The organism is Paenibacillus sp. J22R160, from assembly GCF_059692135.1.
In genome coordinates, this window is record NZ_JCAUAU010000006.1 from 215,015 (window position 1) to 237,845 (window position 22,831).

Sequence of the window (22,831 nt, forward strand, 5' to 3'; positions counted from 1 at the left end):
AGCGGATCATCCGATTGAGGTTAAGGTAGGTGTCTTTTCGTGAGTTGTGACGCCGTATGAGCATATTTGGACAGACTTCTCCCGTTGTCTGCTGCTGCATGAACGATGCCAGCCATCGCGATGGGCAACTGGCTCACACGGTTGTTCACTAACTCTCGATTCATCCTACCTTCACCTCCTTTGCTTACTATGTACAAAATCATATCATAACCGTCGGTCAATTCGCAACCGCAAAGCGCCCATATTCCGGGGCCCTACTGCTCGCTTCGCATCTTGTCCGTGACTTCCAGATAGAGGACCTGGAGAAACTTTTTAATATTAATTTTGCTTTTCTCCGACTTCAAATTCTCATCGATTTCTTTCATCTTCAACCGGACATCCTGAAACTCAAAATAAAGCGGCGCATAATGCTCGAATTTCGGATTGCTGTAATCGGTCAGACCTATGCTTGCTATATGAGCTAAGGCAGCCATAACGGCGCGGCGAATGCGCTGTTCGGCGGCTTTCCCTTCCTTTTCCACATCAGCTTCTTGCAGTTTGTGGCTGCGGGCCGCCGTCTCATACAATTCCTTCAAGGGCGGTATCCCATCACCTCTATGGTGCTTTGTCAGATGCTCGATAATATCCGTCAAATCCCGGCTTCCGCTCTCCCCGACAATCCCCATATCCATGAGAATGGGCTGGACAATCTCGCGCACGCTGCGCTTTTTACGAACGCTCTCTGGGCTGAGGTTCAATAGGCTCAGCTTCGTCAAAGAGTCCTGAATCTCCTTCAGGGAACGACTGATCTTCCACTGCTCGTTGACCTTGGAAAGCACCGCTTCGACTTCGATTTTGTTAATCGGCTTTTGAATATAGTATTCGACGCCGGCCTGATATGCCTTGCCGATCATCTCTTTATTTTCTATCTGCGAAATCATGACGTACTTCCCTTGAAAACCTTGCTCCTTAAGCCGAATGATGGTCTCAATGCCATCCTGATCCGGCATCAACAGATCGATCACAACGACATCCGGTGTCGTTTCGAGCAGCACTCTTTCCCCTTCGCTCCCGCTGCCTGCTGTTCCTACGACCTCGCCTAGCCCGCCTTTTTCAATAATCTTGTGCAGCATTAGCCTGCTTACCGCATCATCGTCCACAATTCCAAAAGACAGCATGATTTCTACGCTCCTTTTTTCAACGTATCGGTCAATAAGGTGATCACAAAAGTTGTCTGAGAGCCAAGCTCATCGGAACGCAAATGAATATCCCCGCCTAAGGAATGAACAATATCCCGTACGTGAGAAAGCCCGATGCCCGTTGCGGCAAAGCCTTCCTGATTGAATTTCGTCGTGAAGCCAGGTTCGAAAATCATATCCTTTTCAAACTCAGCAATCCCCGTCCCTGTATCCGACACAGTCAGAATCGTCTCGGCGCCGCGCTCGTAAGCACTTACGTGAATTGCCCCCTGTTCCTCGATAGCCTCTACACTGTTCGACAACAAATTATTCATGACGGTCAGCAGAGGTAGGTGGTGATCCGAATCATAATTGATGCGCAGATCTGTGGTGAATTGAATCCTTTTGCCGATCATACCGCTGTATCCAAGATTGGATTTTACCGCGAAATCCATGATTTCTGCCAGCCTCATATCCGAGGCAAATTCCCGATCAAACAGCTTTAATAAGCCGGCAAGGATGCGCTGCGAGTCTTTTTTTACCTCATGGATCTGTTGCGTAATTTCCAAAATCGTGCGGGCATAGCTTTTCAGCCCCGAGCCGTTCACTCTTTCGTATAAATTGTGGCTTTTGGCCGTCAGCTGCTCGATCGTTTCCATGGACTTGCGCAGGTAAAATACCTCGCCATATAGCCCGCTGTTTGTATTCAGCATCTGCTCCATCCGTTTCTGCTGCTCACTGTGGAGGACCCTCATCTGATGAATGGTCACGCTGCTGTAAATGCCGACCACAAAGTAGCTTCTTACGAGGGCAATCACCGAAATATACACTAATTGCTGTGAAAACTTGTAGGGTGTATCGAAAATGAAGCTGCGCGCCAGCAGCTCAATCTCATTGGACAGGAGATCGATAAGCGATAGGAATAAACCAAGCACGAGGGGATGGAATTTCCCCATTTTCTGTTTCATCAAGCTCATGCCCACCGCAAAAGCCATGTAATACAGCATCGCAGGTAAGTGGGTCTGCATGCTCCAGCCGAGCGATACAGCCCCATGCGTCATGATCCCTGCCTCTAAGGAACGAAACAGCAAAACGGTAATTCCAGTAATAATGCCTGTGTAGATATAAGGCAAATGTTTGAGCAAGAGCAAGCACAGAAGGAAAGTGCTGCTCCCAAGACCGATCCGAAACACTTCGCCGCTGAAGGGCGTAATTTTGAACTCGCCAGCAATTGCTGTCACAATGGCGATGAGAATCATTTGAAGCCCTTCATTTTTTAAGCGTCCCAGCCGATCACCCCCTACAATAGATCCCATATCTGCTTGCTAATTAGAAGTATACACACGGTAAGAAATAAAGGGCGCACATAAGCCGAACCTTTGCGAATCGCCATGCGCGAGCCCAGCAGAGAACCGCAAATCATTGCGATGCCCATCGGAATCCCAATGCTGTAGTTAATGGAACCTAGAACCATGAACGTAGCCAAGCTCGCTATATTACTTCCAAAATTCAGCATTTTGGAGTTCCCTGCCGCTTTCACAAAGTCAAAACCTAACATAAGAAATACGAATATTAGAAAGGAACCTGTGCCAGGTCCAAAAAAGCCATCATAGAAGCCTAAGCCGAATGCGGCGCCTCCCATTAACAGAGCCGTTTTGGTAGAGTACTGGCGGAATGTCGAGCTGGCTCCCCAATTTTTACGAAAAAGTGTATAGATGGTTATCAGAATCAGCATGACAACGACTAGCGGCTTTAGAAAATCCGAAGGAATTTGCCGAAGTACCATCGTGCCGCAAACGGCTCCTAATAAAGATAAAACGAATAAGCCTTTTACCGCTTTGAAATCGATATTGCCCGAACGCATAAAGGAAATGGTGCTCGTCAGCGACGACATCGTGCCAGCCAGTTTATTCGTTCCCAGTGCGATTGCCGGAGGCAATCCCGTTGCCAGGAGAACAGGTAAGGCGATCAATCCCCCGCCTCCCACGACCGAATCTACATAAGCGGCCAGAAACCCTCCAATGATGACGAACAATAACATTTCCCAACTCAAGTGTAACATGATGTCAATGACTCCTCTTTCAGCTCAAATTCTCTATACCATTCTCGCTTCAAATCTCCGCGCCGCTAACGATAATGCATAATTGACTGCAAAATAAAGCACAGCCACGATAAACAGAATTGGCAGGGTATAGCTATAACTTTGTCCAATTACTATTTTCGCATGATGCATCAGTTCAGGCAAGGAAATAACAATGGCAAGAGAAGTATCTTTGAGCAGGGCGATAAACTGGCTGACCAGCGGAGGAACCATGCGGCGAAGCCCCTGTGGAATCACGATATGCCAAAGGGTTTGGACATAGCCTAGACCAGATGAACGCGCGGCTTCAATCTGCCCTTTGTCAATGGAGTTGAGCCCGCTTCGCACAATTTCCGCGATCATCGCCCCTTCAAAAAGCGTAAGCGCCACAATCGTCGCATTCATCGGACCCAGCTTAATGCCGATATCCGGCAAGGCAAACCTGGCGAAAAAAATGATCAAAAGTAAAGGCAAGTTACGAAGTAACTCTACACCTACGCCTAAAATAGGTGAAACGATGGGCATTTTCGTATAGCGGACCGTTCCCACGACGCAGCCTACAATAAAGCTGAGAATGATGGAAATCAGGGCAACTTTTAGCGTCATGTAAAATCCTTCGAGAATAAACCTCATATTATCTACAGAGAAAGCATGCAAGATATCCATTCATTCACCCCCTCGCCAGCTTGCGTTCTAGATACAATGCGCCGTAGCTTAGCGGCAGCGTTAAGAGCAAATAAAGCACAGCGACGAAAATATACGTATCAAATGTGGCGTACGTCTCGCTTGCAATCATATCCCCGAAATACATGAGATCAAGGCCCGCAAACACCCCTAGCACCGACGAATTCTTAACCAGGTTAATAAATTGGTTGCTCAGCGGCGGTATGACGATTTTGATCGCTTGCGGAAGGACGACATGCCACATCGCTTGCCCATAGGTCAGCCCGGAGGATCTTGCGGCTTCCGATTGACCCCGCGGGACTGACATGATGCCCGCGCGAATCGCTTCGGCGATGAAAGCTGCCGTGTACACCGTCAGGCCCAAGGTTCCGCAGACGAAGCCGCTTAAGGTAACCCCGATCGACGGCAAGCCGTAAAAGAATACAAAAACGACGAGCAATAGCGGAATGTTCCGAATGAACTCCACGTAAGCCGTTCCTACCCACTGCAAGGGTTTTACCGATGAGATCCTGCATATGGCGATTAACGTCCCCAGAATAAAGCTGCCGATTAAGGCAATGAGACTAGCCCAGATTGTGTTAACAAAGCCCTTCATAAAGATATCAATGTGGTCGGTAAAAATGGAGAAATCCGGCATTGGCTTGTGCCCCCCCTCATAGACAGAAGATGGGCAGCTTGCGGCCACCCATCTGATCTTTGTTATTTGGATGGCGCCTCGCCGATCCATTTCTTATAAAGCTTGTCGTACTCGCCGTTCGTCTGCAGCTTTTTCAGGTTTTCATTAACTACGGTTTGGAGTGCTGTTTCACCTTTCTTCATCGCGATTCCGTAAGGCTCATCCGTGAACGGGTCTCCGACGACGGTAAAGTTCGGGTCTTGCGCCACCATGCCGTAGAGGATCGCATTATCCGTGGTTAGCGTATCCCCTTGCCCCGCTTTCAGTGCGCTGAAGGCATCTTGGTAATTATCGAACTCCAGAACCGTTGCTTCTGGTGATTTGGCTTTAATGTTTCCAACGGACGTAGCGCCTTTTACCGCCAGTACCTTGGTGCCTTTTTTAATATCGGCAACCGATTTAATCGGGCTGCCTTTCTTAACAAGCAGGGACTGTCCCGCTTTAAAATAAACATCGGAGAATTCAACCTGCTTCTTGCGCTCCTCCGTGATTGTCATCGTGGCGACGATCATGTCGATCTCCTTGTTATCGAGCATTGGGATGCGCGTCTTGGAAGTTACTTCCTTGAACTCGATTTTCTTCTCATCGCCGAGAATTTCTTTCGCCAGCGCCTTGGCGATGTCCACGTCGAAGCCTTCTACTTCGCCGCCGGTCGGATTTTTCAAGCCGAACAGCTTCGTGTCATATTTGACGCCAACCACCAGCTTGCCTCTGCTCTTGATCTCGTCGAGAACCGATGCCCCGCCTGCCGGTTTGGCCGTGCTTGGCGCGCTAGCGCTAGTTGCTGGCGAGCTTGCTGGTGTACTGGACGCGCCTCCCGTTGTGGATGTTGAGGCACACCCTGCCAATGCGAATACGGCTGTTAACAACACGATAAAATTCCACTTTTTAGCTATCATATAAGTTCATCTCCTCATTATTAATGGTTCAGGACGCGGTTCAGAAACAGTCGTGCTCGCTCTTCTCTCGGATTGACGAAAAACTCCTCCGGAGGCGACTCTTCGACGATTTGTCCTTTGTCCATAAAAACAACCCGATCCGCGACTTCCCGGGCAAAGCCCATCTCGTGCGTGACCACAACCATCGTCATTCCCTCATGCGCCAGCGCCTTCATAACATCCAGCACCTCACCCACCATTTCGGGATCCAGGGCCGATGTTGGTTCGTCAAACAGCATAATTTTCGGCTTCATCGCTAGCCCTCTGGCTATCGCTACCCGCTGCTGCTGACCGCCTGATAATTGCGAGGGATAGCTTCCTGCTTTCTCCTGGATCCCCACCTTCTCGAGGTAGTACATCGCCGTTTCTTCCGCTTCCTTCTTCGTTAGGCCAAGAACCTTCATTGGCGCAAGCGTGATGTTATCGATGACCTTTTTATGCGGATACAGATTAAAATGTTGGAAAACCATCCCAATGTCCCGGCGCAGCTTATTGATATCCGTCTTCTTATCGCTGACTTTGCGCTCGTTCACGGTTAGATTACCGCTGGTGATCGTCTCCAGTCGGTTGATGCATCTGAGGAGTGTGCTTTTGCCCGAACCTGACGGACCAACGACGACAACAACTTCCCCCTGATTGACCTGAAGATCAATTCCTTTGAGCACATGGAAATCGCCGTAATGCTTCTCTACTTGTTGGAATGAGATCAATGGAACCCCCCCTTCGCTTAAAAGCTTAACCATGTAAACTATTTGTCATGTTAACTTACACTTGATGTCTTTAAATCTTAATGTCAAACTATGGAATCTTATACAATCCGACATGAGGGCTGAAAAAAGAATTAATATTTTGTTAAGGCAGGGTGCTGGCCTATAGTATGCTTAACCGTCTCATCTGTGGGTGAAACAATGGAATTGGGGGCTTGTCCTGATTGAGCGGGTTGGACGGCGGAGTTCGGAGACCGGGCCTGGGCGTGCGGGGGCAAGCGGGGCGTGCGGGGGCGTGCGGGGGCGTGCGGGGGCGTGCGGGGGCGATTAAGTGCCGGTGCCGATCGATGGGAACTATGATCCTCTATTTATCTGGAATGCCGCCATATGGCAGCTCGGGGGAACTACGGTCCTCTATTTCGATGCTTTCGGCGGAATGACAGCCGTGAGGGGGCGGATAAGACCCTGTAGTTCCGCTTGGCAACCGAAAACAGCTAATTTCGCAAAAATAGCGGCTTGTAGTTCCTTTTCGCTGGGTGGTTATGACAAAATGCATAGAAAAACCGTTAGGCATTGAGCATTGAGCCTGACGGTCTTTCTATGTTGTATAAAGTACAACATTTTGGCTTTAATTAGCTTCAGTGCTCCTCTATGTTGCACAAAGTGCAATGTTTTTTTGCTGAAAGTCGGTAATTTCAGGGAGTTTGGGTGAAATCATTGTACTTTGTGCAACGAACTATGAGCTTGGAGGCGCGGATCTCCATTTTTATTGTACAAAGTACAATATAGAGGTGTTGTGGAAGCGCCCAGGTGTAATAGGGGCATACGTTAGCGATGGTAAACACCGTTACAGCGAGCATTCCGGGACGCGATGGGGCATCGCCTCAGCGTTAAGCTTGTTTTACGACGCTAGCGCAGATTTTCGGAGCGCTCAGCATATGTTAGCGATGATAAACACCGTTACAGTTGAGCGATGTAATCATCACCTCTCCGGAACAACGGCATACACAGTCGTCTCCGCCTTCCTCCGCTCCACAAGGGTAGAGATTTGCTCAACGCCGCTGATATCAGTTCGTCCATTGTCATGTTTCGTCAGGGTGAGTGACAGAATCATGCCCCGAACTGTGTTCGTCCCCTTCGTCAGCTTCGCCGATACGAAATTCCCTAAGGAAGATGCCGCAACGCGAGTTCGCTCTACGCCGTATTTATCCTTCACCACGGACTGAGTGACCGGGTGAAGCACATGCGGATGTGCCCCTAAGACCACGTTCACACCTTGTCTGAAGAGGAAATCCATCCACTTTTTCTGACTATTGTCCGGGTGGTTCCTATACTCTTTACCGAAGTGAAGACAAGCTAGGATAACGTCTGCCTTATCCTTCATTTCCCGAATATCCGCTGCCATCTGATCCGCATTGAAACGATTAACAAGCCACCTCTTCGGTACTGGGATGGCATTCGTTTTCTCGGTATATGCCACTATGCCGATGCGCACACTTTTTACATCCACGATTAACGGGCCTTTTGCTTCTTTAGCAGAACGCGCGGTTCCCGTATGCTGAAGCTTGTGCGCATCCAAAACCTGCAAAGTTCGTTTCACCCCGCTGCTCCCGCCGTCCATGCAATGGTTGTTGGCCGTTGTAAGGACATGGAACCCTGCTTTCTTCAGCGAACCTGCCAATTCATCCGGACAGTTGAACACGGGGAGCCCTGTTCTTGGATTTCTCCGTTCTCTTGGGCAGTTGCATTTGGGACGGATGCCGGGGGAGCCCAGCAGTCTTTTGCCAGAGAAGGTCGTTTCCAAATTGCCTAATGCCAAATCATGCGCTTTCAAAATGGGAGCGACCTCTTCGAAAATGGGATCGAACGCATGCCCGCCCGGCCGTTTGGCTGCGGCAATAATTTCACTTTTCATCAATAGATCTCCGACAGCAGCAATCGTAACTTGGATCAACGCCCTCACTCCTCTCTTGAGCACAATATTCAAGAAAAGGAGATGATGCTTGTAAAATAGGCATTGAACTGTCTCTATTTTAATCCAGTAATCCCGTAGGCAGCTTGGCATCCCAATCTCTCGGGATCGACAAACCAAGTGCATGAAGCGCGACCGCAGCCGTGTCCATAATCGACAGGTCCATCAAGTTGCCCTCCGGATTGATGCCTGGACCTCGGCAGCCCCAGAAAATGGTCATATCCTGAGGCGCGTCACTCCCGTGATTGAAAGCATCCAAACCGCCGCCGCCGTGGTCCGTCGTGATGATCAGCAGACTGTCTTCCAGCATTCCCTCTTCGAGCAACGTTTTGCTGATCTCGCCGATCTGCTTGTCAGCACGCGTGATGGCTTCCAGGTACTCCACGGAACCTTCCCCGTATCCATGGCGATGTCCGGCGGCATCCACATCATCCAGTTGAACGAACAGGAGCTCGAGTTCTGGATTTGAACGCAGGTAAGCCCCGATGGCGGGTACGAGCTCTTCATCCGATGCGGCGTATTTCTTCATGCCATCAATCTCTTCAATGACGCCAGTAATAATAGGTTGCCAGGAGACGAATGCCGCCATCGTACTGTCAGGTCTCACTTCTCGCAATATCCGGAAAATAGACGGTGTCGACGAATCCGCCGGAAAGCTGCGATTCTTTTGAATATGTACATGAGACTCATGCCGCTGTGGCATTACGCCATGCAAAAGCGATCCCCAGCACTCCCCGCTGTTGGACGGATAGACCGTACGAGCCTGGTACGTTTGTACGCCTCCTGCAAGCAAAATATCCAGATAAGGGGTCTGCGCCTCACTGATGAATGTTCCCGCTCCGTCAATACCTAGAATAATGACTCTTTTGATCGCTTTTTTCGATGCCATTGCCATATGTTCGACTCACTCCCCCGATTTATCCTAAATCAGGTGAATCCGTCAAGGCGATCACGGGTTCCTCCGTACGATGCAGCTCGAAAACGATGATTTCATTGCTGCCCTTCCGCAGTAACGGCGCCGGTACATACAATGTACGCTGAGGCCCTAAATCCCAGTAACGCCCAAGGTTAAAGCCGTTGATCCATACAATGCCTTTGGACCAACCGTCCAAACGGACGAAAGTGTCCCCGGCCTCTTCAACATGAAATTCCCCGCGATAGAACGTCGGGCGCTCCCGATCCGGTGCTTGGTCCTGCTGCACGCTCTTCGCTGAACTCACGAATGGAATAGCATCCGTATTGTCCAGTGGCAGTGGATAAATCGTCCAATCAAACAAGAACTGATTGTTGAAGCGAACACCCTCCGTAATCCCTTTGTAATCTTTTAGTTTCGGTCCGTAGTTTACGCGGCCCATGTTCTCGACAACGATGTCCAGTCTCGCGCCTTCGGCAGGAACGTCCACTTGGAGAGGACGCGGGTCCCAGCGTTCAATGGTACCTTGGTAGACGCCGTCCAAGTAAATTTGCGCGCGGTCATGCACCTCTTGCAAGTGCAGCTTTTCGCCGGTCCGCGGACCAGATACCTGTGTCGAATAGACGATGAAGCCATAGTTTTGGCCAAGCATCTCCATCGGCTCCGGGCAGGTACGTTGAACAGGCGTAGAAAGCTGAGTCAACTGTCCAAGCAGATCTGCCTTTTCCGCTAAGGCAATGCGGCCGTAGCTTTTCTTCAGAAGAGGTGCTGGAAATGCAGGGAATTCCTTCTCGTCCTTCTCCAGATATCGCGCAATAACGCTGCGAACGGCTCGATATTTCTCCGTTTCATCTCCGCACTCTGAAAGTGGTGAATCGTAGTCATAGCTGGTAATCGTCGCCTCGTATTTCTCCCCAAAGTTCGCACCATTATAGAAGCCAAAGTTGGTTCCGCCGTGGAACATGTAGAAGTTCACGGAAGCTCCAGCGCGCAGCATGCGATCGAAAACATCTGCGACATCGCCCGCATCTCGCATGTGGTGCGGCTTCAGCCAATGATCAAACCAACCGTTCCAATACTCCATGCACATGAGCGGCTCATCTGCTCGGTATTCACGGAACTTCTCGAACGCTTCCTCCGGTCTGGAACCGAAGTTAACGGTCGCAAGCGTGCCGGGAATCGTCCCTCCTTGCAGCATGCCATCCTCCGGACCATCCGATGTAAACAACAAAACATCTACGCCACGCTTCGTCAGACCATCACGTAAATACGTTAGATAGGCAGTATCATTGCCATAGCTGCCATACTCATTTTCGATCTGCATCGCAATGATCGGGCCGCCATTTGTGCTTTGCAGCCGGGTTAATCTAGGAATTAACTCATCATAATAACGATCAACTTTCATCAAATACGTGGCATCCATGCAGCGAAGCTTCATATACGTGTACTGCAGCAGCCAAGCTGGCAATCCGCCGAATTCCCACTCCGCACAGATGTAAGGACTTGGCCGAACGATCACATGAAGCCCGAGGTCTCCCGCAAGTGTGATGAATCGCTCAATGTCCGCAAGGCCTTCAAAATTAAACGCATTCTCCTGAGGTTCATGCAAATTCCAGGGTACGTACGTTTCCACGGTATTAAAGCCGCACGATTTGAGCTTCAGCAGCCGATCCTCCCAATACTCAGGGACTACGCGGAAATAATGAATGGCCCCGGACACAATTTGAAAGGGTTCCCCATCTAATAAAAATTGTTTATCTTTAGCTTGTAATATGGCCACAATGATCCCTCCGGATGATGAGTGCTGTCGGGTAATCTTATAAGCTTACCTACTCTCATCTTCGCTGAAAGGAGAATGGATCTCCATCGCCAAATGGATCATATTCTATACCAAATGTGCCGAATGACATGGTATGATGAAATAAAAATGAAGTCTAACGGGAGGAACAGCAGGTGGAACAACAGTTGGAGGATTTGTATCGATTCCCTAATATTATCAATACTCTACAGGTGACCGGATGCCATTTCGGCTTGAAGTCTCCAGGGTGGCATTACCCTAGACATCATCACCATTTGTTCGAATTGTTGTACTGCGTGGAAGGGGAAGTCGCACATGAAATTAACCGTGATTCGATGACGATGCAGACAGGAGACTGGCTGCTGATCAAGTCTGGCGTCAGACACCAATCCTCCAACACCGCCCTTGCGGACTACGGCTTCTTTAATGTGCATTTCGATCTCGACGACCCCGAAATTCGCAGCTTGCTCTCCCTGGCGCCATATCGACTCATCCGGCACAAAGAAGCAGAACGCAGCAAGCTCCGCTTCTACGTTGGCGAGCTAGAGGAAGTGATGCAGCGCAATCGCTCTGATCAGCCTGAAGCCTCAGCAGATGTCGAGTCCTCTCCTCTGCGTTTCGAGGATAAGCTGCTCCTGCAGTCGTATACGCTGCTCATCATACACGATGTGCTTCAGCTCCTTCGTGAGCACGGCGCACCTCGCGGGCAAGGGATCGCTGCCGAGAAAGATCCCTCGCTCTTCACCGCCGATATCGCTCACATGATTGAAGAGAAGCTCTCGCTCGGTTTATGCGAAGAGGCAACAGTAGCGGGGGTCGCGAAAGAGATGAACCTGAGCCGCAGCCAATGCAGCAAGCTGTTCTCCGAGGTATACGGGCTATCCCCCCGCCAGTATGTCAGCCAACAGAAGCTGAAGCTGGCCAAGGAACTGCTCGTCACAACCCATCTGCCGATGACGGACATCGCGGAGAAGCTCGGTTTCCACTCGGCCAGCCACTTCTCCCGGCAATTCCGGCGCTGGACCAGCCAGTCGCCGAGTGAATTCAAGCCGAGGCATCACTCGACGAACTAGTTAATAATCCCATGAGACACAATGTCCATGCTCACTGAAACCTGGAAATCCACTTCCGGGTAAGCTTTCTCCCAATCAAGCTCTGTCCACTCCTTCGGATGGAAAGCGATCAAGTCCCTTCCGATACCCAGCGCATCGGAATGCGCCTTCTGAAGCTGTTTGCAGATGCCTTGTGCTTCCTGCGTGAGCAGCTCAGAGAACCGTTTGTTCAGCTGCTCAATGAGCTTCTTGTCAATGCGGTTATATTTGGCGTGTTCGATGATAATCCCTTTCAACTTCAGCTGCAATTGGACCTGAACTTGTCCGGACGAGCTAACCAAAACCTTTTTGTTACTGCTAGACTTGACGATGTTTAGCGATACGTACTGCGACAGGTCGGTTTTGCCCTTCGTTTCTTCTGTTTTTCGCGTGATAATGCAGGTTTCGCCCTTCTTGCCGTTCATTAAGAGGAACAAGGAAGATTGCTCAGGAGAGAGATAGTATCCCGTATACTTACTCTTATGAAGAAGCCCTACACCGTCGATGACAGCTTTATCTTTGTCCGTCTCACTGTCTCTCCCCTTTTCCATTCTCAGAATCGGAATGACGCCATCTTTTCCCCGATCATGTAGAAGAGGGTAAATCGAATGCACGGTAACGAACGGAATGATCGTTTCGTACTGGGCGCTTTTTATAATTTTGCGCAAGTACTCTCCTGATGTTGCAGAGCCGATGCGATCCAGTTTAATCAATTCCGCCGCTTCGCCATTGACGATAGCCACTTTGGCCAGCATAGGATCGTTTGAGTTGCGGAAAGTGGCGTCCAGGAGATTCAGAATATCCGATTTCGCCAGCTTATCGCAGATTAGCATAACTTGATTTTTGGAAGTGCCAATGGGCCCTGCGATTTGCAGGCCGATTTTTTTATACAAGGACTCCTGCAGCGTCGGTCCCGTTGCCGTCAACACCTCATGAATGGGAACGGTTCTTTCCTTGCCTCCGGGAGATTGGATAGTGACGGTGGTGACGATCTCATTTTTCTCGTTCGTATCCAGAGAGGTTGCATAGATGAGCTGCAGATTCTTCAAATCGGAATGATAACTGCACCCTGAAAACAACAAAACAACGATTAGCCAGAGCAGAGCCAAGCGATTCACAGCTGCTGTCCCCCTTTTTTGCCTTTTAGCCAAACAAACAAGAAAAGTAGCACTGGGAGTCCGATCAAGATGAAGCTCTCGTATTCCGTAATCTTCTGTAAAAGAGCAAGCCGTTTTTCCGAACGCCATGCGAAACCGATCAAGCAGACTATGGGAACTAAATAGTACATGGCCTTTTTGTGTTCATTGTGATGAAACCAGTAACCGAACCCCTTGCCTGCAGCATACATGTAGCTAATAAGCGATGCTGTCACTTTGACCAACCAGACAGAAAGGAAAATCAAGTCCATCCGTTCCAGAAAAGGTAAGGAAATCCCGTTCAAAAAGTAAGGGACAGGCTGCGGGATGAAGGGAATCGACTCGGGACTGAAATTCAGAAAGCATAGCAAGACGACAATCAAGAAGAACAAAGTCGCCAGGGTGTTCGCCCATAGTACAGGGGCCAGTATACTCTTGTCTTTGGACTGCACATCGGAAGAGACGATCAAGAACAGTTCGAATCCGAGGAAAGTAATCACGGAACTTTTCATTCCCGCAATAATAGCTGTCCAACCCTTCTGTCCGATTGGCAGGAGATAGCGATAATCCATTGTGTAAAAGCTGGTAAGCATCATAGCTACCATTAAGATGAGCAGAAAAGTGACCATCGTATGATAACGGGCGATGATCGGCAATCGTTCTTTAGCAAAATAGAGCAAAATGATAAAGTTGGCTGCAATGACGAGCCATGGATTCGTAAACGGCAATATCCAGAGTTCGACAAACATCATTTCCATTAACAAAACTAGACATGAAAGAAATAGGAAATGAAACGTGTAAAAGGCGTTGACCACATTCCCTACCCATTTGCCAAGAATAAGCGGCATAAACTCATATAAATTTTTACTTGGAAATCGTTGACATAGAGCGGCATAGATGATCAGGAGCCCATTCACACATGCCCCCGCCAGAATGACGGATATCCAACCATCTTCGCCAGCAGCTTGATGCAATACATAAGGGAAGGACAAGACACCGATGCCTACTTGCGTTTGCAGGATGAAAGCAAATAATTGCATTCTGCTCATGACATCCTCCTATTCGAAGCTTTCCTGCGAAAGATTCGCTTAGGAAGCTGAACGAGCGTAGTCAAGATTCTGCGCGGTTGGAATGGCGTAAATGGATAAAAGTAAGGGACGCCGTAAGTTTCGAGCTTGCTTAAGTGCATGAACAACAATGAAAAGCTAAAGGCTATCCCAGCAAAACCAAGCAGCAAGGAAGCGATCATGATCGGGAAGCTGACTAACCGAACCGCGAGACGCATTTCATGAGATGGCAAACTGAAAGAAGCGACGGCAGTCAATGAAATAACGACGATCATCGTCGTGGACACTAAGCCGGCGTTAACTACCTCGCTGCCGATAACCAAACCTCCCACAATAGACAGTGTAGAGGCAATGGACTTTGGAAGCCGAATAGCCGCTTCTCTTAGCAGTTCCAGTACAGTAATCATAAACATGGCCTCAATGAGCGGATTGAAAGGAATGTTCTCCAAAGAAGCTTTTAATGAAAAAAGCAAATCAATCGGCAGCACCTCGAAATGGTTCGAGACGATGGAAATATACACGGAAGGAAGAGCCATTCCCATCATGACGCTAATAAACCGGAGAAACCGAAAAAAAGTCCCGTTCCACCACCGGACATTGAAATCGTCTGCAATTTGAAAAAACATAAAGAATGTTACCGGGAGAATGACCGCAAATGAACTGCCATCCACAAGCAGGACAACTCTGCCCTCCATCAGATGAGAAACCGTGGTGTCAGGTCTTTCGGTATACAGTAATTGCGGAAATGGCGACCACCAACTGCTCTCCAATCGATTCAAAATTTGTCCGGGTGATTTAATAAATACGTCATCATTCGTCAAGATTCTGGCAATCACTTCGTTAACAACATTGAGGTCAGCAAGCTCGCTCATGTATAGCAGTTTGACTCCAGTCGGGCTTTGCGCGCCTAAGGTGAAGTCCCGTTCGACTAGATTCGGATTCTTGAGTCGTCTGTGAATCAGCTGTACATTCACTTCTGCGTCATCGACAAAGCCTTCATGGGAACCGCGAATGACTTGCTCATTCTGGGATTCTGCGATGCTGCGTTCAATACTGGCACCGACATCAGCGAGAATAATGTCCAGTCGTTGATCAAGCAGAATCGCACATTTCCCCTGCAGCATCCCAGCTGCCGCACTCTCCAAATTGTTAACGATTTCAATGTCAAGAATTGGAAGAATATCTTCCAGAAGCCCCTCTTTGGATTCGAGCAAAGGCCTCAACACATCAGACTGGAGCTTGTCGCGGTTTGTAGCAGCGTTAAGATAAAGAATCGCGCCCTGAACGCCCTGCAGGCGGAATTCCCTGGTCCGAATATCGTCGGAAGAGTGAAAGCAATCGAAAAGCTTATGTATATTCGTTTTAATCTCTGCTGAGATTTGGAATGAATCTTGTGGCAATTCCATGCTTCTCCCTCCCGCCTTCTAACAATGCGGTTAGTATTTGCCATTTTCTTCATTTTATCCAATAGAAACAAGACGATCATAGCTGATCGCCTTTTCTAAACTGCCCTGGTGTAATGCCCTCATAGCGCTTAAACACGCGAATAAAGGTATTGCTGTTCGAGAACCCGACCTTTTGTGTAATATCCGTAATCGTGTCATCGGTGTCCATCATCAGCTTTTTCGACAATTGGACGCGCTGCTTATTGACGTAATCAATGAAGGTTTCGCCAGACTGCTCCTTGATGAAGCGTGACAAATACGGCGCATTCACTTCGAATTTTAACGACAGCGAAGTCAGACTCAAATCCAAATCTGCCAAATGCTCATCGATATAGCTCAGTACATGATCCTTCAGATTCGTATTATGGCTTTTCTTCTTGGAGTCCACATAATCGCAGACGGTTTTCAAAAATTTATAAATTTCATCTTCAATTTCCGCGAACGATTCACATTGTGTCAATTGTTTGATTAACGCATGCTTTTCAACCGCCAGCTCGTTCGGTCCCTGATCCAGATGCTCAATTGCTTTCAAAATCGTGCCGATCAGTTCAAACATAAGAAGCTTGCCTAGCTGCAGCGACAGCGTGCCGTCGGACACATTCGTGACGATCAACTCGCTAACCGCCTCCATGGCCTCCTCATACTGCCCTGTCCGTATATGATTGATAAGCTGACGCTCCATATCCAGCGGATAATACAGCTCATTCTTCGGCCGTTTAATCCGTTCAAAAGGGATGATTTGGCTCGGACCGATGACGAATTTGTATTCAAGCGCCTCCAGCGCCTCATCAAATCCGTGCGGAATTCCGGTCAGCGTTGGATGAATATCACTGATGCCAATCGTCAGCTGGATATAAAATTTCCCCTGAATAACTTCCTGAGCCTCTTGCGCAGCTTCGATAAGATCCTGCTTCGCCTGCGCTTCATCCTCATTTTGGATATTAACGAGGAAGGCAATCATGCCGTCCACTTCGGTCGTAAACACCGTATGCTTGCGGCCAAGCAGCTCTTCCGTGATGTTCGTCACAATGTAATACACATATTGCAGCTTGGATTCGCTATCCCGTGACCCGTTGTCATTAAACAAAGCGGTATAATCGCCGACATGAAAAAGCAGAACAGCAAAGCGGTTCGTTTCAAACCGCAGATCGAACGATGTCATCGACTGCACGAGGGCTGAGCCGCTCTCGACTCGGCCTTTGAGGAGTCGCGCAAGAAAGTGGCTGCGCAGCACGTCCTGCTGCTTCTGGATGGTCGTATTCGCCGTATCCTGAAAGGCGGCATTCTCCGACATGAAGGACTGCAGCAGCAGGAATTCGTCTTTACTGCCCTGCATGTTCGATTTAACCTTGGGCGACACCAAGTCCACCATGCGGCGAATCGGCATATAGTGCCTGCGCGTCAACCAAATGGACATCGGACCGCCGACGAAAATGCACATAAATAAGCCCGCATAAATCCAGCTGCGCAATTGGCTGACTTTCGCCGCATATATTTTCGTAGGTACGATAGAGACATATTTCCACTCATTTTCGACCGAGGAAACGTAGGAAACCGTCACCTCTTCCTTGTCCCATTTCTGGCTAAATGAGCCCTCAGCAGATGATGAAATCTGCGCCAAATCAAGGTCGGAAACATGCCCCGGCTCGCCTGCAATCATAATCGGCTTATTGCTGGAATCCAGAATCAGCACAATGCCGGCCTGGGCAAGCTGAATGTTCGAGATGGCTGCTTTCAGACGCTCCGCATTGAGCATGACCACAAGTGTCGCCGGTGCTTCATCGACATTCTGAATAGGCAGAGACTGCATATACACCATGTCATCTTCGGCTAATTGCAGAAAATTACCGAAATAGATCTTCTCCATGCTGTCGCTCCACTTCTTGAAAGTCATCCCTTTGTTACTTTCGTGAAGCAATTGGAACAGCAGGTCGTCCTGGTTCATCGTTGAGGTGGTTACACCGAAATGCTGCTTTTTCATATATACATACAAATCGTTGATATCCCCATTCGATGCCGCATAGGAACGAAGAGATGTGATAAGGTCGAGCGTGTCAATTTTCACTTGTGAGCTGTTGAATTCCGTTTGATTCACATATTTAATAACTTTTGGGTCCAAAGAGAGCTGCAAACCCATCCGTTTAATATCCTTAAATTGATTATCTAGAGATTGCTTCACCTGATTCAGCAGTGCTTTATTGGAACGGATGACCTCCGAGTGGAGCAAATGCTGCGATTGGAAGAGCACCAACATCGTGATGACAATAGGGATACAAAGTATGGTTAAGTTCGAATAAAGCCAAAAAAGAAATACGCTCCGCTTCATGAAAGAAGCCCCTCCCCTACTCATGCTGTATGCGCATTATCCCATCTTCTACCGCTGATGTACATCTACGATTCTTGCAGCATCATCATTTTTTACCGTTTTCGTGCTCATTAGGCTGAAAATCCAAATATCCCGCCCCCTTTTTCGAACATCCAAAAAGAGAACAGGCTCTGGTTTTTTTTATTCTTTGATTGCTCCGACCATAACACCTTTCACAAAGTATTTCTGTAAAAATGGGTAGGCAATGAGGATCGGTAACGTCGCAACCATGATCGTTGCATATTTAATGCTTTCTCCAATCGCTTGCGTGTCGTTCGCGTTACCCGTTCCTGTGGTCATCGAATCTGTGCTGTTCTGAACGAGAATCTCGCGAAGAATGAGCTGCAGCGGGAACTTCTCCCGATCATGAAGGAAAAGCATGGCATTAAACCAAGAATTCCAGTGCGCAACACCGTAGTATAGCACCATGACGGCAATAACCGGCATCGACAGAGGGACCACGATCTGGAACAAAATACGCCACTCGCCTGCGCCATCAATCTTGGCTGACTCCATCAGCCCTTCTGGGATCGCTTCGAACGATGTCCGCATGATAATTAAGTTCCAGGTGGATATAGCCACTGGCACGATCAGCGCGAGATAGCTGTTGCCCATGTGCAAGTAATTATTGATGAGCAAATAGGTCGGGATCAAGCCCCCGCTGAAATACATCGTGAAAACAATGCTGATCATTAGGAATTTACGCAAAGCAAACTTTCTGGACAGTGCGTAAGCACCAAGCGTTGTAAAAAACAAGTTAAACGCCGTACCCAGAATCAAGATGAAAAGCGTATTCCCATAACCGGTCAAAATGTTCGGATTCGCAATCACCTTTTCAAAGGCGCTCAGGTTAAAACCTAACGGCTTAAGAAGCAGCCCTGTATGCTGAATCAGCAAGTTCGAATCACTGATAGAAGCCATGAACACGTAGTAGAACGGGTACACGGTGCAAATAATTAGCAAGATCATAAGAATCGCATTACCGATATCGAATAGACGCTCAGATGCGCTTAATTTCATCGTTCGTTTCCTCCTGAGAGCTTCTCGTAAGAAAAGCTGACGTCGTAAGATTAGGCTACCACAATCGGCTGCCCGAGAATCGGCGGGATATGCTGTTAGCGCTAATAAGTAAGGCAAAGTTAATCATCGATTGGAACAGTCCTACAGCCGTCGTATAGCTGTAATCATTTCCTTGGGCAAGCCCTTCTCTGTAAACAAACGATGAGATCACATCCGCCGTTTCATACGTATTTGGATTATAAAGCAGCACAATCTTCTCAAAGCCGACCTCCATCAAGCCGCCAATCCGGAGAATGAGCAAGATCATGATCGTTGGGATGAGTCCTGGCAGCGTTACGCTCCAGATTTGACGGAATCTTCCCGCTCCGTCAACACGAACAGCTTCATACAGTTCAGGGTTGATGCCGCTAAGAGCAGCCAAATAAATAATGGATGACCAGCCAAGCTCTTGCCAAACCGATGTGGAAACGAAAATGGTGCGGAAATTTTCCGCATTATTCATGAGTGCTGAGTCCTGACCGCCAAAGAACATAATGATAGAATTCACAATGCCGCCGCGGTTTGTAAAATCTATAATCAACCCGGAGATAACGACAATCGAGATAAAATGCGGCAAATAGGAGATCGTCTGCACGATCGATTTGAACATCTTCTGGCGAATTTCATTGAGCAAAATCGCGAGAATAATCGGTGCCGGGAAGCCGAAAATCAGATTATAAAAGCTAATTAAGAACGTATTGCGCAGCACGCGAACAAAATAATAGCTTTGAAAAAAATCTTTGAAATGTGCAAAGCCGACCCAATCACTGCCCCAGATCCCTTTGGCCGGGCTGAAATCCTTGAAAGCGATCACCGCTCCGTACATCGGGAAATATTTAAAAATGAAGAAGTACAGCGCAACCGGCAATACCATCAGGTAGATGGCGCGATTTTTTCTAATGTCGTCGAGTAGACCCCGAATGGAATTCGCCATGTTCTCACTTCCTTACTGATGTGTTAAAAAAGGGGAGGCTGAGCTCCCCCTACTCCAGCCATATATTAACGTTTGTTATAACGATCCGTCGCTGTTTGATAAATCTCAACCGCACGGTCAATGTTCATCTTTTTCACTTGCTCCATCGTCTTGTCGTAGTCTTCTACTTTCGCAGCGCCCATCACGACTTTCGTGATTTGCTCCGTCAGCAGTGTGCTTACATCGTTAAGAATCTTCGCAGACTCTTTGGCTTCATCGGTCGAGAGGACAACTGGCGGAAGCATGACTTTATAAGCGTTGTTCGCATATTTGGCATATAGCTTCACTGCGTCTTTTTGTGCTTGCAATTGGTAGTACTGATCGTTGTAACGGTCATCATCCAAACCGGAGAAGCCGTAGTTGGCGATAAAATATTTGGCCATTGCCTGGGAAATCGGCAGGTTGTCCGGGTTCTTCAGAATCAAGTCCGTGTACTTCGGCTGACCGTCAGCTTTGGTATACGTTTGGCCTTCTACGCCAAAGTTTTTGAGCATAGCCCCTTCATCGCTGTATAGATAGTCGATGGCTTTTACCGTTTCAGCCGCATGTTTATTGGAACTTGTAATGACCGTTCCGATATTGTCATATTCCCATGACGCTTGCACGAACTTCGGCTCGTCGCCTTTTTTCAGAACCGGATACTGCACAGCCGCCAGCTTCGCTTTCGGGTCTGTTTTCTGCAGAGCCGGTGTGTACGTCCCGATGCTGCCGCCGATGAAGCCGTAGAATGCGCCTGCTTTACCAGACGTGATTTTGGCATCCATCGTTTTCGTATCATTCGAAGCGAAGTCTGGATCGATCAGACCTTCTTTGTACCATTTTTGCATCGTCGTCAAATATTGCTTAAACTCCGGCTGCGTAGGGCCGAATTTCACCTTGCCGCCATCGATATAGAAAGAACTTGCATTGGCAATCGTCGACATGCCCGCAACGCCGTATGCGCCTGCGAAATCAGCAAAGGAAAGCGGATAGCTTTTGTTCAGTGTGAAAGGAATTACGCCTTTCTTCTCTTTGAAAGCTCTTAGCACCGTTTCCCACTCATCAATCGTTTCCGGTGCCTGCAAACCAAGCTCCTCGAGCCAATCTTGACGGACGACCATACCGCTAAACGTCTTATATTGACCGTATTGACCGACCTTCAAGTGAGGCAGCGCATAAATGTCGCCGTTATCCGCTTTAATTTGCTTGGCGATTTGCGGATTAGCGTCCAAGATCTTTTTCAAATTTGGTGCATTTTTCTCAATTAAATCATTGAGTTTAATGATCGTGCCGTCTTTGAACATTTTCGCGGTGCCGCCCTGCACGCTATTCCAGTTCCAAAGCATCGAATCCGGCAAGTTGTTAGAAGCAACCATAACGCCGTACTGCTGTACATCGTCCTGTGGCGTGTTTCCGGAGGAATGCTGGAAGTCAAATGTCACATTTGTCTTTTTGGCCCATTCCTGGACCATAGGAAGCTCGTTCAAGCTTTTGACAACCGCTTTCGCATTCGGATTCATCGGTGTCCACAATGTTACTTTTACAGGATCTTTAGAAACGGATGCCGTTGCAGCTGGCGCTGCGCTTCCATTTGCTTCTTTGGTTGTACCTGAATTGCCGCAAGCTGTTACTAAGGATAGTACGAGCGCGGAGGCAAGTACAGGAAGCACCTTGAATGCTTTATTTCTTTTCATAGAAACACTCCCCTAGATGATTATTGATGACTTGGCGCTAATGCCGTAAGCGGATTAGCCTGTGAATGAAGTATACAGGGTGCAGAGGGAAGCCGTATATCGCTTATTTTTCAGTCGTATTGTTTTCTTAAGAAAGGGCGTCGCCGCTTTTTGTAACATCTTCATTTTATGAGAATTCCCCGAAAAACAAAGGAAAAATCGCCACCTCGCCGCTTTAAGCAAGCGGTTCAGTAGCGATTATGAGGTGACTCTGCGCTATTCGCTGATGAGCACGTCAATGCCCAGCGCTTCGATGGTATCGATCCATTCTTTCGGACAGCCTGAATCCGTGATCAGCATTGAGATTTCGTCCAGCTTGGCTACTCGGGCAAACGTAGACATGCCGAATTTGGAATGATCCGCAACCAGAATCGCCTCCTCCGCCCGCTGCATCATTTTTCGCGAAATGACCGCTTCGGCCAAATGAAAGTCGGTGATCCCATCGGCAAGCGATATGCCGCCAACTGAGATGAACGCTTTATTCACCTTAAATTGGTCCAGCATCTGATCCGTAAGGGAGCCCGTGGCAGCTTTGAGTTCCAGATTGACTTCTCCGCCCAAGAAAATAATTCTGCCGCCAAAGGTCTCCATCGCCAGATTAAGGACAGGGACAGAGTGCGTGATCAAGGTGACATTCGTATGATCCTTCAGATAGGGCAATATCTCGAGCGTTGTCGTGCTGTTATCCAGCATGATCGTTTCCCCGTCCTGAATGATGGAGGCAGCTGCCTTACCGATCGCTGTTTTCTCTTTCTTCATCATTTGCGTCCGTCTCAGAAAAGGCGGCTCGACAAGCTCCATACGCATTTTGACTGCGCCTCCGTACACTTTGCGAAGCTTGCCTTCCTTCTCCAAGCGATCGAGGTCCCTCCGGACCGTTTCGGTCGAAACGCTGAGGAGCTCAGACAAGTGAAGAACCTGGACTTTCCCTTCCATCTCCAAATGGTTCAGGATCTTCATTCTGCGATCCTCGAATGTTAATGACATAAATAACCTCCTGCCTATGACCGAAGATAGCAACATTGTGATGTTTCATGTTGTTTTCATCTAGTGTATAA

20 protein-coding genes are annotated in these 22,831 nt (G+C 48.4%); 1 reads left to right on the plus strand and 19 read right to left on the minus strand.

Annotated elements, in window-relative coordinates:
- Positions 1-20 precede the first annotated feature (20 nt).
- The 11 genes from AC58UW_RS16290 to AC58UW_RS16340 form a co-directional block, all read right to left on the minus strand.
- Entirely contained in the window at positions 21-164 is a 144-nt protein-coding gene (locus AC58UW_RS16290) for a hypothetical protein (protein ID WP_202556434.1), read from the minus strand.
- 90 nt (positions 165-254) lie between these two features.
- On the minus strand, positions 255-1,157 hold the full coding sequence (locus AC58UW_RS16295; RefSeq protein WP_497421693.1) for a response regulator: 903 nt from the start codon (positions 1,155-1,157) through the stop codon (positions 255-257).
- Positions 1,158-1,162: 5 nt separating this feature from the next.
- Entirely contained in the window at positions 1,163-2,473 is a 1,311-nt protein-coding gene (locus AC58UW_RS16300) for a sensor histidine kinase (protein ID WP_497421694.1), read from the minus strand.
- On the minus strand, positions 2,458-3,219 hold the full coding sequence (locus AC58UW_RS16305; protein ID WP_497421695.1) for a TSUP family transporter: 762 nt from the start codon (positions 3,217-3,219) through the stop codon (positions 2,458-2,460). The genes AC58UW_RS16300 and AC58UW_RS16305 overlap by 16 nt, the downstream gene beginning before the upstream one ends.
- A gap of 33 nt (positions 3,220-3,252) precedes the next feature.
- Complete coding sequence (locus AC58UW_RS16310; protein ID WP_497421696.1) at positions 3,253-3,903, minus strand: amino acid ABC transporter permease; 651 nt, start codon at positions 3,901-3,903, stop codon at positions 3,253-3,255.
- 4 nt (positions 3,904-3,907) lie between these two features.
- Positions 3,908-4,558, minus strand: a complete 651-nt coding sequence (locus tag AC58UW_RS16315; protein ID WP_497421697.1) for an amino acid ABC transporter permease — start codon at positions 4,556-4,558, stop codon at positions 3,908-3,910.
- A 62-nt stretch (positions 4,559-4,620) separates the two neighbouring features.
- A complete protein-coding gene (locus tag AC58UW_RS16320; RefSeq protein WP_497421698.1) occupies positions 4,621-5,496 on the minus strand; it encodes a glutamate ABC transporter substrate-binding protein in 876 nt (291 codons plus the stop codon).
- A gap of 20 nt (positions 5,497-5,516) precedes the next feature.
- Entirely contained in the window at positions 5,517-6,245 is a 729-nt protein-coding gene (locus AC58UW_RS16325) for an amino acid ABC transporter ATP-binding protein (protein ID WP_497421699.1), read from the minus strand.
- A gap of 979 nt (positions 6,246-7,224) precedes the next feature.
- Positions 7,225-8,196 (minus strand): CapA family protein, encoded by a 972-nt coding sequence (locus AC58UW_RS16330; RefSeq protein WP_497421700.1) that lies wholly within the window; start codon positions 8,194-8,196, stop codon positions 7,225-7,227.
- Between the two features lie 79 nt (positions 8,197-8,275).
- Positions 8,276-9,109 (minus strand): alkaline phosphatase family protein, encoded by an 834-nt coding sequence (locus tag AC58UW_RS16335; RefSeq protein WP_497421701.1) that lies wholly within the window; start codon positions 9,107-9,109, stop codon positions 8,276-8,278.
- 22 nt (positions 9,110-9,131) lie between these two features.
- Positions 9,132-10,907: a glycoside hydrolase family 35 protein gene (locus AC58UW_RS16340; protein WP_497421702.1), complete on the minus strand. Its 1,776-nt coding sequence runs from the start codon at positions 10,905-10,907 to the stop codon at positions 9,132-9,134.
- Between the two features lie 173 nt (positions 10,908-11,080).
- On the opposite strand from AC58UW_RS16340, the gene AC58UW_RS16345 reads away from it, so the two are divergent.
- Positions 11,081-11,998 carry a helix-turn-helix domain-containing protein gene (locus AC58UW_RS16345; RefSeq protein ID WP_497421703.1) on the plus strand — a complete coding sequence of 306 codons (918 nt, stop codon included), beginning with the start codon at positions 11,081-11,083 and terminating at the stop codon, positions 11,996-11,998.
- On the opposite strand, the gene AC58UW_RS16350 is transcribed toward AC58UW_RS16345, so the two are convergent.
- From AC58UW_RS16350 to AC58UW_RS16385, 8 genes are all read right to left on the minus strand, one after another.
- Positions 11,995-13,134: a Ger(x)C family spore germination protein gene (locus AC58UW_RS16350; RefSeq protein WP_497421704.1), complete on the minus strand. Its 1,140-nt coding sequence runs from the start codon at positions 13,132-13,134 to the stop codon at positions 11,995-11,997. The genes AC58UW_RS16345 and AC58UW_RS16350 overlap by 4 nt on opposite strands.
- A complete protein-coding gene (locus tag AC58UW_RS16355) occupies positions 13,131-14,201 on the minus strand; it encodes a GerAB/ArcD/ProY family transporter (RefSeq protein WP_497421705.1) in 1,071 nt (356 codons plus the stop codon). Before AC58UW_RS16355 ends, AC58UW_RS16350 begins: the two co-directional genes overlap by 4 nt.
- Positions 14,198-15,625, minus strand: a complete 1,428-nt coding sequence (locus AC58UW_RS16360; protein ID WP_497421706.1) for a spore germination protein — start codon at positions 15,623-15,625, stop codon at positions 14,198-14,200. The genes AC58UW_RS16355 and AC58UW_RS16360 overlap by 4 nt, the downstream gene beginning before the upstream one ends.
- 76 nt (positions 15,626-15,701) lie before the next feature.
- On the minus strand, positions 15,702-17,990 hold the full coding sequence (locus tag AC58UW_RS16365; protein WP_497421707.1) for a helix-turn-helix domain-containing protein: 2,289 nt from the start codon (positions 17,988-17,990) through the stop codon (positions 15,702-15,704).
- 180 nt (positions 17,991-18,170) lie between these two features.
- A complete protein-coding gene (locus tag AC58UW_RS16370; protein WP_497421708.1) occupies positions 18,171-19,049 on the minus strand; it encodes a carbohydrate ABC transporter permease in 879 nt (292 codons plus the stop codon).
- 55 nt (positions 19,050-19,104) lie between these two features.
- Entirely contained in the window at positions 19,105-20,022 is a 918-nt protein-coding gene (locus AC58UW_RS16375) for an ABC transporter permease (RefSeq protein WP_161408053.1), read from the minus strand.
- A gap of 65 nt (positions 20,023-20,087) precedes the next feature.
- Complete coding sequence (locus AC58UW_RS16380; RefSeq protein WP_497421709.1) at positions 20,088-21,734, minus strand: type 2 periplasmic-binding domain-containing protein; 1,647 nt, start codon at positions 21,732-21,734, stop codon at positions 20,088-20,090.
- A 255-nt stretch (positions 21,735-21,989) separates the two neighbouring features.
- Complete coding sequence (locus tag AC58UW_RS16385) at positions 21,990-22,760, minus strand: DeoR/GlpR family DNA-binding transcription regulator (protein WP_497421710.1); 771 nt, start codon at positions 22,758-22,760, stop codon at positions 21,990-21,992.
- Positions 22,761-22,831: the final 71 nt, after the last annotated feature.

Coding starts and splice junctions, on each gene's coding strand:
- AC58UW_RS16290 (WP_202556434.1), bottom strand. CDS start 164: ATGAATCGAGAGTTAGTGAACAACCGTGTGAGCCAGTTGCCCATCGCG.
- AC58UW_RS16295 (WP_497421693.1), bottom strand. CDS start 1,157: ATGCTGTCTTTTGGAATTGTGGACGATGATGCGGTAAGCAGGCTAATG.
- AC58UW_RS16300 (WP_497421694.1), bottom strand. CDS start 2,473: ATGGGATCTATTGTAGGGGGTGATCGGCTGGGACGCTTAAAAAATGAA.
- AC58UW_RS16305 (WP_497421695.1), bottom strand. CDS start 3,219: ATGTTACACTTGAGTTGGGAAATGTTATTGTTCGTCATCATTGGAGGG.
- AC58UW_RS16310 (WP_497421696.1), bottom strand. CDS start 3,903: ATGGATATCTTGCATGCTTTCTCTGTAGATAATATGAGGTTTATTCTC.
- AC58UW_RS16315 (WP_497421697.1), bottom strand. CDS start 4,558: ATGCCGGATTTCTCCATTTTTACCGACCACATTGATATCTTTATGAAG.
- AC58UW_RS16320 (WP_497421698.1), bottom strand. CDS start 5,496: ATGATAGCTAAAAAGTGGAATTTTATCGTGTTGTTAACAGCCGTATTC.
- AC58UW_RS16335 (WP_497421701.1), bottom strand. CDS start 9,109: ATGGCAATGGCATCGAAAAAAGCGATCAAAAGAGTCATTATTCTAGGT.
- AC58UW_RS16355 (WP_497421705.1), bottom strand. CDS start 14,201: ATGAGCAGAATGCAATTATTTGCTTTCATCCTGCAAACGCAAGTAGGC.
- AC58UW_RS16360 (WP_497421706.1), bottom strand. CDS start 15,625: ATGGAATTGCCACAAGATTCATTCCAAATCTCAGCAGAGATTAAAACG.
- AC58UW_RS16365 (WP_497421707.1), bottom strand. CDS start 17,990: ATGAAGCGGAGCGTATTTCTTTTTTGGCTTTATTCGAACTTAACCATA.
- AC58UW_RS16370 (WP_497421708.1), bottom strand. CDS start 19,049: ATGAAATTAAGCGCATCTGAGCGTCTATTCGATATCGGTAATGCGATT.
- AC58UW_RS16375 (WP_161408053.1), bottom strand. CDS start 20,022: ATGGCGAATTCCATTCGGGGTCTACTCGACGACATTAGAAAAAATCGC.
- AC58UW_RS16380 (WP_497421709.1), bottom strand. CDS start 21,734: ATGAAAAGAAATAAAGCATTCAAGGTGCTTCCTGTACTTGCCTCCGCG.
- AC58UW_RS16385 (WP_497421710.1), bottom strand. CDS start 22,760: ATGTCATTAACATTCGAGGATCGCAGAATGAAGATCCTGAACCATTTG.